Annotated in this window: 9 protein-coding genes; all 9 read left to right on the top strand. The window is 72.7% G+C overall.

Annotated elements, in window-relative coordinates; translation table 11 throughout:
- Positions 1-20 precede the first annotated feature (20 nt).
- The 9 genes from ACFYP3_RS25400 to ACFYP3_RS25360 all read left to right on the top strand — a co-directional run bounded on the left by ACFYP3_RS25400 (position 21) and on the right by ACFYP3_RS25360 (position 13,118).
- Positions 21-968 (top strand): oligopeptide/dipeptide ABC transporter ATP-binding protein, encoded by a 948-nt coding sequence (locus ACFYP3_RS25400; protein ID WP_388836773.1) that lies wholly within the window; start codon positions 21-23, stop codon positions 966-968.
- Complete coding sequence (locus tag ACFYP3_RS25395) at positions 961-1,620, top strand: ABC transporter ATP-binding protein (protein ID WP_388836721.1); 660 nt, start codon at positions 961-963, stop codon at positions 1,618-1,620. Before ACFYP3_RS25400 ends, ACFYP3_RS25395 begins: the two co-directional genes overlap by 8 nt.
- Before the next feature lie 98 nt (positions 1,621-1,718).
- Entirely contained in the window at positions 1,719-1,913 is a 195-nt protein-coding gene (locus tag ACFYP3_RS25390) for a hypothetical protein (RefSeq protein WP_030711593.1), read from the top strand.
- A 165-nt stretch (positions 1,914-2,078) separates the two neighbouring features.
- On the top strand, positions 2,079-3,644 hold the full coding sequence (locus tag ACFYP3_RS25385) for a hypothetical protein (protein ID WP_388836718.1): 1,566 nt from the start codon (positions 2,079-2,081) through the stop codon (positions 3,642-3,644).
- Positions 3,645-3,850: 206 nt separating this feature from the next.
- Entirely contained in the window at positions 3,851-4,426 is a 576-nt protein-coding gene (locus ACFYP3_RS25380; protein WP_388836716.1) for a streptavidin, read from the top strand.
- Positions 4,427-4,650: 224 nt separating this feature from the next.
- On the top strand, positions 4,651-5,802 hold the full coding sequence (locus ACFYP3_RS25375) for an MFS transporter (protein ID WP_388836713.1): 1,152 nt from the start codon (positions 4,651-4,653) through the stop codon (positions 5,800-5,802).
- A gap of 30 nt (positions 5,803-5,832) precedes the next feature.
- Positions 5,833-6,657 (top strand): SDR family NAD(P)-dependent oxidoreductase, encoded by an 825-nt coding sequence (locus ACFYP3_RS25370; protein ID WP_388836710.1) that lies wholly within the window; start codon positions 5,833-5,835, stop codon positions 6,655-6,657.
- A 60-nt stretch (positions 6,658-6,717) separates the two neighbouring features.
- On the top strand, positions 6,718-11,412 hold the full coding sequence (locus tag ACFYP3_RS25365; RefSeq protein ID WP_388836707.1) for an amino acid adenylation domain-containing protein: 4,695 nt from the start codon (positions 6,718-6,720) through the stop codon (positions 11,410-11,412).
- Complete coding sequence (locus ACFYP3_RS25360) at positions 11,409-13,118, top strand: AMP-binding protein (protein WP_388836704.1); 1,710 nt, start codon at positions 11,409-11,411, stop codon at positions 13,116-13,118. Before ACFYP3_RS25365 ends, ACFYP3_RS25360 begins: the two co-directional genes overlap by 4 nt.
- The last annotated feature ends 54 nt before the right edge of the window (positions 13,119-13,172 follow it).

Here is a 13,172-nt window from a genome sequence, read left to right as displayed (position 1 = left end):
AGCTCTCCGTCCGCTTCCGCATGCCCGCGGGCCGCTACGTCGAGGCCGTCACGGACGCCACCTTCTCCCTGGGGCCCGGAGAGTGCCTCGCCCTGGTCGGCGAGAGCGGCTGCGGCAAGTCCGTGCTCGCCTCCGCGCTCCTCGGCCTGCTCCCGGGCCATGCCGAGACCGCCGGATCGGCCCGGCTCGCCGACGGCCTGGACGTGCTCGCCGCCGACGAGCGGACCCTGGCCCGGTCCGTACGGGGCCGGCGCGTCGGCCTGGTCCCGCAGAGCCCGGCCGCGCACCTCACCCCGGTCCGCACCATCCGCGCCCACCTGGAGGAGACGGTGCGCGAACTGGCCGGCGGCGCCGGCCCGGCCCCCGGACCCGGCGGCTCGGAGCGGCCCGCCCGCCGCGGGCGGTCCGGCAGGGCGGCCGTGCTCGCGGCGGCGCGGGCGGCCGGCGAGCGGGCCGCCTTCCCCGCCACCCACCTCGACCGCCACCCGCACGAACTCTCCGGCGGGCTCGCCCAGCGGGCCGCCACCGCCCTCGCCCTCGTCGGTGACGCGCCGCTGCTCCTCGCCGACGAGCCGACCACCGGCCTCGACCGCGACCTGGTCCGGCGCACCGTCGACGAGCTGCGCGCCCACACCCGTGAGGCCGGCCGCGCGCTGCTGATGATCACGCACGATCTCGCGGCGGCCGAACGGATCGCCGACACCGTCGCGGTCATGTATGCCGGGCGGATCGTCGAAATCGCCCCGGCCGGAACCTTCTTCGGCCGCCCCGGCCCTCGTCACCCGTACGCCCGGGGCCTCCTCGACGCCCTCCCCGAACGCGCCTTCGTCCCGGTGCCGGGGGCTCCGCCCGAGCTGGGCGCGCTCCCGGCGGGATGCGCCTTCGCCGCCCGGTGCGCGGCCGCCGACCAGACCTGCCGCAGCCGGCGGCCCGTGTTCACCGAAGGGGTGGCCTGTCACCGTGCTTGAGCTCAAGGACATCACGGCGGGCTACGACCGCCGCGGGCCGGTGGTCCGGGGCGCGCACCTGACCCTGCGGCCCGGCGAGTCCCTCGGCCTGCTCGGCCCGAGTGGCTGCGGCAAGTCCACCCTGGCCCGGGTGGCGGCCCTGCTGCACCGTCCCGACCGCGGGACCGTGGCGTTCGACGGCCGCCCCGTGACCGGCTTCTCCCACCGGGCCCCGCGCTCCCTGCGGACCGCGGTCGGCGTCGTGTTCCAGCAGCCCCGGCTCTCCGCGGACCCCCGCCTCAGGCTGCGCGACCTCGTCGCCGAACCCCTGCGCGCGACGGGTCGGCGCGGGGAAGCGGCCAGAAGGGTGCCCGAGTTGGCGGAGCGGGTCGGCCTCGGCGCGGACCTGCTCGGGCGCCGCCCCCACGAGGTCAGCGACGGCCAGTTGCAACGCGCCTGCCTGGCACGGGCCCTGGTGCTGCGTCCGCGCTGGCTGGTCTGCGACGAGATGACCGCGATGCTGGACGCGTCCACCGCCGCGGCCCTGGTCGCGGTCGTCGAGGACTACCGCGCCGAGAGCGGGGCCGGACTCCTCGCCGTCGGTCACGATGCCGTGCTCCTCGGGCGCTGGTGCGGCCGTACGACCCACTGGAACGAGATCGTCAAGGACTGACCGCTCGTCACGGACGGTCAACACCCGTACGGCGGACACGTGTTTCGCCCGAAGGCACCCCCTCCTGCGCCACCATGGCGGCGAGTAAGGAGGTTTCGATGGTGATTTCCCTCTCCGTGGTCGTCTTGCTCCTCATCCTCGCCTGGATCTTCCTGCGCAGCGGCGGGCTCAAGTTCTCGCACGCGCTCGTCTGCGCGCTGCTCGGGTTCTACCTCGCGAGCAGCAGCATGGCCGCGACCATCCACGACGGACTGACGGCCACCGCGAACGTGGTCTCCAGCCTCCACCCCTGACCCACGTCGTCCCCTCTCCGAAACGGACGACCTTGATCGACTGTTGCGCCTTCGTGAATCATCCGGCGCATCCATGGACTCCTCGGACCCCGCGATCTAGCGTCTGGCCGCGGCGCGATGTCAGACGCAATGTCAACAAGTCCGAGAGACAGGGAGGGAGTCCGGATGTTCCGAAGAGCGCTGAACTGCGCCGTGGTGCCGGTCGTCGCCGCCTTCACGGTGATGTACGGCGGCTCGCCGGCCCAGGCCGAGGAGATACCCAAGGCCCCCGGCCACCGCCTGATCAGCCACTACGACGGCAGCCCCGCGGCTGCCGCGCCGCTGCCCGGCCAGGCGCCGCCGCAGCACCCCCACCTCGCGCCCAACGGCCGCAGCGGCATGCACTCCGACGCGGCCGGCAGTGCCACCTCGCCCTGGTCGGGTCCGCTGGGCAGGAACCCCCAGGTGACCAGTGAGAGGATCGCCGCACTGGGCGGCGAATGCGCCACCGCCACCTTCGACACGGGCGGCCGGCTCGTCACCGTGTGCGGGACCTTCACGGGCTTCAAGGTCAAGCTCCTGGAGCCCCGTACGCTCGCCACGCTCGCGGAGTACCAGCTCCCGCAGCGTTCTTCGACGGTCGAGGCGATCACCTCGCTCGACTTCGCGAAGATCTTCAAGGACACCTCGGGCGGTGCCTACTTCTACCTGGACGACCAGGACCGCGCCGTGCTTGCCGACTCCCGCCAGCACATCCTGCGCCTGGCCCACTCCCGGAACCCCGACGGGAGCTGGAAGTTCACCGTCGACGACGACTGGGACCTCACCGGCCAGGTCCCGCACGACTGCGTGACCTGGACCAACCTGTGGCCCAGCGGCACCTGTGACCCCGTGACCTCCGTCATGCCCGACTGGGACGGCCGCATCTGGTGGGTCACCCGCCAGGGCCGGGTCGGCACCGTGGACCCGTCGACCTCGGTGATCCGCTCCCTCCGGCTGCCGGGCGAGGAGATCCAGAATTCTTTCTCGGTCGCCCAGGACGGCGTCTCCATCGTCTCCGACCACGCGCTCTACAGCTTCCGCGCCGCCGCCGACGGCACCCCCGAGGTGCAGTGGCGCCAGACGTACGACCGCGGGACCGCCGCCAAGCCCGGTTCCGTCAACCAGGGTTCGGGAACCACCCCGGACCTCTTCGGCAACGGCTACGTCGCCATCACCGACAACGCCGACGACCGGATGAACGTCCTGGTCTACAAGCGGGGCGCGGACGTCCCCGCCGACCAGCGGCTGGTCTGCGAGGTGCCGGTCTTCGGCTCCGGCGCCTCGACCACCGACAACTCCCTGATCACCTGGGGCAACAGCATCGTCGTCGAGAACAACTACGGCTACGAGAACCCCACCACCCTGCTGCTGGGCAAGTCGGTCGTGGGCGGCGTGACCCGCATCGACGTCCGGGCCGACGGCAGCGGCTGCGACACGGTGTGGGAGAGCGCGATCCGCGCTCCCTCCGTGGTCCCGAAGCTGTCCACCGCGAACGGGCTGCTCTACTTCTACGAGAAGGAGCCCAACTTCTGGGGGATCGACGGCTGGTACCTGACGGCCGTGGACTTCCGCACCGGTGAACGCCGCTGGCGGCAGTTGGTCGGGACCGGCCCGCTCTACGACAACAACTGGGCCCCGATCACGCTCGGCCCCGACGGCACCGCGTACGTCGGCGTCTTCAACGGAATCGTCGCCGTCCGCGACAGCTGACCGACGGACTGCCGGCCTCCGGAAATCCCCGGAGGCCGGCGGGCGAACACATCACGCCGAGTCTTCGCATGAAGTCCGACAATTCGCGGGACGGACCCCGGCGTACCGCCGGTCACGCCATTACGCTCTTCCCCGAAAGCGCCCGTGACCTTCCACCATCACGGGCGACCGGCGGGCCCTTCGGCCCTCACAGGGGGAATCATCTCGTGACGCGTTTACGCCAAACCCTGGTCGCCGTGTGCGCCATGTCCCTGACCTTCGTCACCGTGTCCGCCAGCGCTTCCGCGGACAGCCGGGCGACCGTGTCCGCGGAGGCCGACGCAGCCGGCTCCGCGACGGAAGCCCGCCCCGGCATCCTGGGCACCTGGTACAACCAGCTCGGCTCGACCATGGTCGTGACCCGGGCCGCGGACGGCGGGTTCACCGGGACCTACGAGTCCGCGGTCGGCAACGCCGAGAAGCGCTACGTCATGACCGGCCGCTACGACGGCGCCCCGGCCGACGGCACCGGGACCGCCGTCGGCTGGACCGTCGCCTACCGCAACGCCTACCGCAACGCCCACTCCGTCGCCACCTGGAGCGGCCAGTACGTCGGCGGAGCCCAGGAGCGGATCGTCACCCAGTGGCTGCTGAGCTACGGCACGACCTCCGCCGACCAGTGGAAGTCGACCTTCCTCGGCCACGACGAGTTCACCCGGGTCAAGCCCTCCGCCGCCGACATCGAGAAGGCGCGCCTGCAGGGCGTCACCTCTGCGAATCCGCCGGCCGTCGACGGGGAGTGATCCGGCCGCACGGCCGAGCGTGTGATCCGCCCGCAGCAAGCAGGATTCCGCGGCGGGCGGGTCGCGCATGTCGTCGCCCGGCCGGGTGATCTTGGCGCAAAACCCCTGTTGGCCTGCAAGTTCCGTTGTGGGAGTGTGGTTCGGACTCCGGTTCGCGTGGCCTTCGGGACCCGTGCCATGATCACTATTCGGCACTGACCAGCCGGGGGCAGGGGGTTCGTTTCGTGTTGGGCAAGATCTTGACGTTGGCGCTCGGGGCGTTCGCAGTGGGAACGAGCGGCTACGTCGTCACCGGCGTACTGCCGCAGCTGAGTGCGGAACTCTCGGTGCCGCTGTCCACGGCGGGACTGCTGACCACGTCCTTCGCGGTGGCCTACGCCATCGGCTCCCCGCTCTTGGCCGTGGCCCTCGGCGGATGGCGACGCCGCCCGCTGATCGTCGCCGCCCTGCTGGTGGCCGCGGCCGGCAACGCCCTCGCCGCGGTGGCACCGGACTTCGGCGTCCTGATGGCCGCCCGGATCGTCACCGCCGTGGGCGCCGCGGTGTTCACCCCGGCGGCCACCGCGGTCGCCGCCGAGCTCAGCGGGCCCGAGCGCCGGGCGCGCGCGGCGGCCTGGGTGTTCGGCGGCCTGGTGACGGCCACCATCGTCGGCGTCCCCGCGGGGACGCTGCTCGTCGGACCGCTCGGGTACCAGGGGGTCTTCTGGCTGGTCGCCGCCTTCTGCGCGGCCTCCGCGCTGGCGGTGGCGGTGGCGGTGCCCGAGGTCGCGGCGCCCCCGCGGGTGACGCTGCGCCAACGCCTCGAGGTCGCCTCGGACACGAGGGTGGTCACCGTCCTGGGGATCACCCTCGCCGCCAGCCTCGGGGTGTTCACCGTGTACACGTACGTGGCGCCGGTGCTGGCCGAGACCGTCGGCGCGCACGGCACCGGGCTGAGCCTGCTGCTGTTCGGCTACGGGATCGGCGGTGCGATCGGCAACGTACTCGGCGGCGTCGCGGCCGACCGCTACGGCTACCGGGTGCCGCTGCTGGTGGCCGTCTGCGGCAGTGTGCTCGCACTGTCGGTGCTGTCCGCGGTGCACAGCACGGCGATCACCGCCGTGCTGCTGTTCGTGTGGGGCGTCTCCAGCTGGGGGTTCAACCCGCCGGTCCAGCGCCGGCTGCTCGAACTGTCCCCGGCCGCCGGCAGCCTGCCGCTCGCGCTCAACGCGTCGGCGCTGTACCTGGGCATCGGACTGTCCGGTGTCCTCGGGGGGGCGGTCCTCGACCACGTCGGCATCGGCGCGGTGACGCTCACCGGAGCGCTGCTGTGCTGCGTCGCGGTCGTGATCCAGCTGCTCTCCGGCCGGCGTTCCGCGCTGCAGCCGTCCCGGTAAACCTCTCCCTCTCGGCAAAGGACGACGTCCGTGCGCGAACTGAACAATGTGGTGGGAATCCTCACGGGGGCCTCGCGGGGCGTCGGCGCGCACATCGCCGAGCATCTGGCGAGGGCCGGTGTCCGATTGGCACTCGTCGCCCGCTCGGAGGAAGGCCTGCGGGCGACCGCGGAAAGGGCCGGCCGCTTCGGACCGAAGCCGCTCGTGGTGCCCGCCGACGTCTCCGACGAGGAGGCGCAGCGGCGGATCGTCGAAACGGTCCACCGTGAACTCGGCCCGCCCGGACTGCTGGTCAACAACGCCGGCATCGAGCACATCACCCGGTTCCAGGACGCCTCGGTGGAGAGCATCCGGAAGGTCCTCATGGTGAACCTCTTCGGTGCCGAGGCGATGACCAGGCTGGTGCTGCCGCACATGCTCGACGCCGGGCGCGGGCACGTGGTCAACATCGGCTCCGTGGGCGGACGCACCGCCTATCCCTACGCCACGATCAACTCCTCGGCCAAGCACGGTCTCGTCGGCTTCACCTGGTCCCTGCGCGAGGAGCTGCGGGGGACCGGGGTGGGGGTGTCGGCGGTGTACCCCACGCTGATCGCCGACGTGGGCATCTCAGCCGGCTGGCAGGCGGGCCGCCGGCCGCCGCTGCTCGGCCGGGTCGGGCCCGACGAGGTCGCGCGCGCGGTGCTGAAGTGCGTCAGGGAGAACAAAGTGGAGATCACCGTGGCTCCCGTGATGGAGAAGGTCGCCGACGTGGTCAGCGCCCTCTCGCCGCGGCTCACCGCCTGGATCGCCCGCAACGGCGGGATCTATTCCTACCTGCGCAAGGTCGCCGACGCGCAGGCCACATCGCAATGACAGCTGAACCAGCATGACCCGCTGGTTGATTACGGGGGACTGATGTCCGAGAAATCCGCTGTGCCCATTCCCGACCAGGACGAGGGCCTGAACCAGATACGAGACCTGCTGGCCGAGGTCAACAGCGACTACGACCGCTGGGTCGATCCGCAGGAGCCCTTGTTCCTCGACTCGCTGGACGCCGTCCGGTTCAAGTCCGCCATCGACACCGCGTGTACGGTCGACCTCCCGCTGGAGATGTTCTTCGGCCCCTGCACGCTCGAAACGCTCGCCGCGGCGCTGCCCAACCATGGTACGGACGGCGGGTCCGTCCCGCAGCTGGTTCCGGCACCCGAGCGCGACCACGAGCCCTTCGGCCTCACCGACGTCCAGCAGGCGTACTGGCTGGGCAGCCGGGGATTCGACCTCGGCGGGCGCTCCGCCCACTTCTACGTCGAGGTGGACCTGTTCGCGGCGGACCGCGAACGCGTCGAGGAGGCCTTCAACACCCTGATCGGCCGCCACGGAATGCTGCGGGCGGCGCTGCTCCCCGACGGCCGCCAGCAGGTGGCCCCCGAGGTGCCGTACTACCGCTTCCGCCACGGCGACCTGAGCGGGCTCCCGGAAGCCGACGGCCGATGTCGTCTCGACGAGACCCGCGAGGAGATGGCCGCCCAGGTCTTCGACCCGCACACCTGGCCGCTGTACGACATACGCACCCACCAGATCGACGCGGGCCGGCTCCGCCTCCACATCAGCATCGACCTGCTCTTCGCCGACGCCGGCAGCATCCAGGTCCTGCTGGCCGAGTGGATCCGCCTCGTCCTCGACCCGGACTCCCTCGGCCCGGCCCCCGCGGTGACCTTCCGCGACTACCTCGACGACGTCGCCGCACACCGTGCGCAGCCCGGCCACGAGACGGCCCGCGCGTACTGGTCCGACCGCCTCGACTCGCTGCCGCAGGCCCCCGAACTGCCCGTCCGCACCCTCGCCGACACCCGGGCCCCGGCCTTCGTACGCCGCGAGCGCCGGCTGCCCGGCCGGGTGTGGCGGCAGATCAGGGACCGCGCGAACGCCCTCGGCGTCACGCCCTCCGTGCTGCTGTGCGCCGCCTACGCGCAGGTCCTGCGCACCTGGAGCCGCACCTCCCGCTTCACCCTCAACCTGACCCTCGCCGACCGGCCTCGCCGACACGCCGACATCGACCGGGTGATCGGCGACTTCACCAGCACCATCCTGCTGGAGTGCGACCTCGGCGGCGCCCCGGACCTGGCCACGGTCGCCGGCCGGCTCCAGACGCAGCTGCGGCAGGACCTGGCCCACGCCCGGTTCAGCGGTGTCGAGGTGCAGCGCGAGCTGGCCCGCCGCGGCGACGGCACGCAGGCACGGATGCCCGTCGTCTTCACCAGCCTGCTCCGCGAGCAGGACAGCCTCGGCTCCCTCGAAGGCATGGTCTTCGAGACCGTGTACGCCCTCTCCCAGACCCCGCAGGTCTACCTCGACAACCAGGTCGTGGCCCGCGGCAGCGATCTGCTGATCAGCTGGGACGCCGTGGAGGAGATGTTCCCCGACGGCGTGCTCGACGACATGTTCGCCGCCTACCTGGGACTGGTCGAGCGCATCGCCGAGCAGGACACACCCGCGCCGGTCACCCTGCCGTCCCGGCAACTCGCCGTGCGCGCGGCCGTGAACGACACCGCCGGCCCGCTGCCCGACGAGCTCCTGCACGCGGCCGTCGGCCGGCAGGCCGCCGCGCACCCCGACGCGCCGGCCGTGATCACCGTCGACGCCACGCTCACCTACGGCGAACTCGACCGCCGCGCCGACCAGATCGCCCGGCGGCTGCGCGAGCTCGGCGCGGAGCCCGACGCCCTGGTCGCCGTCCTCATGCACAAGGGCTGGGAGCAGATACCGGCCGTCCTGGGAGTGCTCCGCGCCGGCGCGGCCTACCTGCCGGTGGACGCCGGCCTCCCGCGGGAGCGCATCGACCAGCTGATCGAGGCGGGCGGGGTGACGGTGGCCCTCACCCAGCCCGGCGCGTACGTGCCGGCGGGCGTCACGGGCCTGACCGTGGACCGGCAGCCGTGGCCGGACGTGCCGGAGGGACCGGTCGAGACCCCGGTCACCGGCCCGGACGACCTCGCGTACGTCATCTTCACCTCGGGGTCGACCGGCCGCCCCAAGGGCGTGATGATCAGCCACCGCTCCGCGGTGAACACGATCGACGACATCACCACCCGTTTCGCCGTCGGCCGCGGGGACCGGGTCCTCGGACTGTCCTCCCTCAGCTTCGACCTGTCCGTCTACGACGTCTTCGGCGTGCTCGGAGCCGGCGGCGCGCTGGTGCTGCCCGCGCCCGGCGAGGCGCGCGACCCCGGCCGCTGGGCCGCGCTCGCGGACGAGCACCGGGTGACCCTCTGGAACACCGTCCCGCCGTTGCTCGAACTCCTGGTGGAGCACTGTGAGCAGCATGGCGGCGGATTCCCGCGCTCGCTGCGCACGGCCCTGCTCAGTGGTGACTGGATCCCGCTGACCCTGCCCGGCCGGGTCCGGGCCGTCGCCTCCGGCGGCCCCGAGCTGATCAGCCTCGGCGGCGCGACCGAGGCGGCGATCTGGTCGATCTGGCACCCGATCGACCGCATCGACCCCGAGTGGCGCAGCGTTCCCTACGGCACCCCCTTGCGCAACCAGACCTTCCACGTGCTCGACGCCGATCTCACCGACAAGCCGGACCACGTCACCGGCGATCTCCACATCGGCGGTGCGGGCGTGGCCCGCGGCTACTGGGGCGACCCCGAGCGCACCGCGGCGCAGTTCATCGTCCACCCGGTCACCGGCGAGCGCCTGTACCGGACCGGCGACCTCGGCCGCTACCTGCCCGACGGCACCCTCGAACTGCTCGGCCGGGACGACTTCCAGGTCAAGATCGGCGGCCACCGGATCGAGCTCGGCGAGATCGAGGCCGTCCTCGCAGGCCACCCCGGGGTCAAGGCCGCGGTCGTCGTGGCCCAGGACGCCAAGCGGCTGATCGGCTACGCCGTACCCGAGAGCGGGGCCGCCTTCGCCGACGACGAGCTGCGCACCCACCTCGGCGCCAAGCTCCCCGCGTACATGGTCCCCGCCGTCGTCATGACCCTGGACCGGCTCCCCACGGGAGCCAACGGCAAGCTCGACCGGCGCGCGCTGCCCGTGCCGGAGGCCGTCGCCCCGGGAGCGGAGCCGCCCGCGACCCCGGCCGAGGAGGCCCTGGCCCGCGCCTGGGCCTCCGTACTGCCCGTGGAGACCATCGGCCGCCACGACGACTTCTACGCCCTCGGCGGGGATTCGCTGCTCGGCGTACGCGCTGTGGCCAAGGCCGCCGAACAGGGGATCCACCTCACGCTCGCGGACTTCTTCGCCCACCCGACCGTCGCCGGGCAGGCGGGGCGCGCGACCGACCGGCCGACGGCCGCCGCGGACCAGGGCGAGATCACCGGGCGGGCCGGGCTCTCGCCCAGCCAGCTCTGGTTCTTCGAGCAGGACTTCGCCGAGGCCGACCACTGGAACGGCATGTGGCCGGTCTTCGAGCTGGACCGGCGGCTGGAGCCCGGGCCGCTGCGCGCGGCCCTCGCCACCGTGCTCGCCCACCACGACGGGCTGCGCGCCCGGTTCCGCACCGAGGAGCAGGGACCGTACGCGGAACTGCCCGGCGTGCGGCAGCCGGCCGACTCCAGGGTCACGGAGGTCGACCTCCGGGGAACCGCCGACGCCGACGTCGAGGCGGAGATCGCCCGGCACGTCGCCCTCCGCAACGGCGAGCTCGACCTGGCCGACGGCACGACCGTCCAGCTCACCCAGTTCGACCTGGGCCCAACGCGCCGGCCCCGCCTCCTCGTCAGCGCCCACTGGCTGGTCATGGACTACTACTCCTCCCGGGTGTTCTACGAGGACCTGCGCACCGCCTACTTCGCCCTCGAGCGCGGCGACGAACCGGTCCTGCCGCCCAAGACGGCCTCCCTGCCGCAGGCCGCGGCCCGGCTCCACGCGTACGCGGCGAGCGAGGAGGTCACGGCCGAGCTCCCGTACTGGAGCAGGCTCGCCGACCTCGCACCGCAGCCCCTGCCCGTCGACCACCGACTCGGCCCCAACACACAGGCCTCCGCCGTCCGCCTCTTCACGGAGGTGACCGGCGAGACCTTCGACGCGGTCGTCAGCGGGCTCCCGCGCACGCAGGGCGCCGAGATCCGCGAGGTGCTGCTGACCGCGCTCGCCCGGGCCGTGACCGCCTGGACGGGACAGCCGGAGCTCGTCGTCGAGGTCGAGGGCCACGGCCGCCAACGGGCCTTCGGCTCGCTGGACATCTCCCGTACGGTCGCCCGGTTCTCCACGCTGTCGCCGTTGGTGCTGCGCCCCGGCGACCTCGCCTCCGTACGCGGGCAGATCCGGGAGATGCCCCACCAGGGCGTCGGCTACGGCCTGTTGCGCCACCTGCATCCCGACCCCGCGGTACGGGCGCGCATGGCCGAGGTCCCCGTGCCCGAGATCGGCTTCAACTACTGGGGCGACGTCAGCGAGTACTTCACCGGTGACGCCCGCCCGGTGGTGGACTCCTTCGGCCACCACCGCAGCGACCTCGGCCACCGGACGAGGACGCTCGACCTGATGGCGATGGTGTCGGACGGCACCCTGCGCCTGGTGTGGACGTACAGCTCCCACCTGCACGAGGAATCGACGGTCCGGGCCCTGGCCGACCGCTTCATCGAAGAACTGCACACGCTGGCGCGGAGCGCCGGATGAACGGGGAAGAGAAGATCATGGAACACCCGCGTCCCGAGGACCTGTTCGGCGCGGTGACCGTGCCCGAGGTGCTGGAACTCGCCGCCACCACCCCGCGCGGGATCACCGTGGTGAACCGGCAGCTCGACCAGACGCCGATGCCGTACGCGCTGCTGGCCGCCGGTGCGCGGCGGGTGGCCGGCGGACTGGTCCGGGCGGGGGTGGCCGCGGGGGACCGCGTGGCGATCGTCTCCTCCACCTCGCCCGGTTTCCTGCTCAGCCTGTTCGGCGTCTGGCGGGCGGGCGCCGTGCCCGTCATCCTGCCGCTGCCGCACCGGCTGTCCGACCTGCCGGAGTTCGTCGCCGAGATCAACCGGCGGCTCGACCACGTGGACGCGCGCTGCGTGGTGGTCGCCGACGCCTTCGGCGACTTCGTCACCGGCCGGATCAGCGGCGACCGGCCGGTGCTGACCTGCGGGGAACTGGCTTCGGAGCGGGAGGAGATCAGCGGGCCGGTCCGGACCCGGCCCGAGGACCTCGCCTATCTGCAGTTCACCTCGGGCACCACCGGCCTGCCCCGGGCGGTCGCGCTCACCCACCGGCAGATGCTCACGAACGCCGCGGTGTGCTGCGAACGGCTCGAACTGGTGCGGGACCGCAGCGTGCACGTCAGCTGGCTGCCGCTCTACCACGACATGGGCCTGATCTCCGTGCTCTCGGGCATGGCCTACCGGATCAAGATGGTGCTGCAGCCGCCGGAGGACTTCCTGGCCCGGCCGGACTCCTGGGTGGACGCCCTGTCCCGGTTCCGGGCCACCAGTACGGTCGCCCCGAACTTCGCCTACGGGCTCGCCGCCCAGGGCATGCGGCTGCGTCCCCGGGAGCTCGACCTGTCCCACCTGGAGGTGTGCGGGGACGGCGCGGAACCGATCCGGGCGGCCACCCTCGAACAGTTCGTGGAGGCGGGCGCCGCGTACGGGCTCCGGCCGCAGGCGATGACCCCGATGTACGGGCTGGCCGAGGCCACCCTGGCCGTCGCCATGGGAGAGGCGAGCCGCCCGCTGGTCTGGGACCACGTCTCCCGGGAGGGACTGCAGGCGGGCGCCGTCGCGACCCCCGTGCCCGCCGGCGCCCCCGACGCCCGCGCGCTGGCGGTCTGCGGACCCCCGGTGCCCGGGGTCCGCATCGAGATCAGGCAGGAGGACGGCGAGCCGCTGCAGGAGCGCCGGGTCGGCGAGATCTGGGTGCACAGCCCCTCCCTGATGCAGGGCTACTGGGAGGACCCCGAGGCGACCGCGGCCGTCCTGCGCGACGGCTGGCTGCGCACCGGCGACCTCGGCTACCGGACCGAGGACGGGGGCCTGGTGGTCTGTGGCCGCGTCAAGGACATGATCATCGTCTCGGGCCGCAACCTGTACCCCGAGGACTACGAGCACGTCGCGGCGAAGGTGGAGGGCGTACGGCCGGTCTGCGCGGCCTTCGCGGTGCCGGACACCGAGCGGATGATCGTGGCCTTCGAGACCGCCAAGGGCTTCGACAACCACGGTGAGCTGGCGGCCCTGGTGATGAAGCGGCTGCGGGAGCACCTCGGGCACGCCCCCGACAAGGTCGTGGCCCTGGACAAGGGCGCGATCCCGCGCACCTCCTCCGGCAAGGTCCAGCGCGCCCTGACGCGGGAGCGCTACCTGACGGGGAAGCTGCCGGTCCTGGCGGAACTCGCCCGCTGACCGCCGCCGGCAACCGGGCCGGCCACCGACGCGATCGCGGCCGCCCCGTACGGG

The organism is Streptomyces sp. NPDC005533, from assembly GCF_042871845.1.
In the GTDB taxonomy this organism is placed as follows: domain Bacteria; phylum Actinomycetota; class Actinomycetes; order Streptomycetales; family Streptomycetaceae; genus Streptomyces.
The sequence above is the reverse complement of the archived record's forward strand: the minus strand, read 5'-3'. Positions and strand labels throughout refer to the sequence as shown.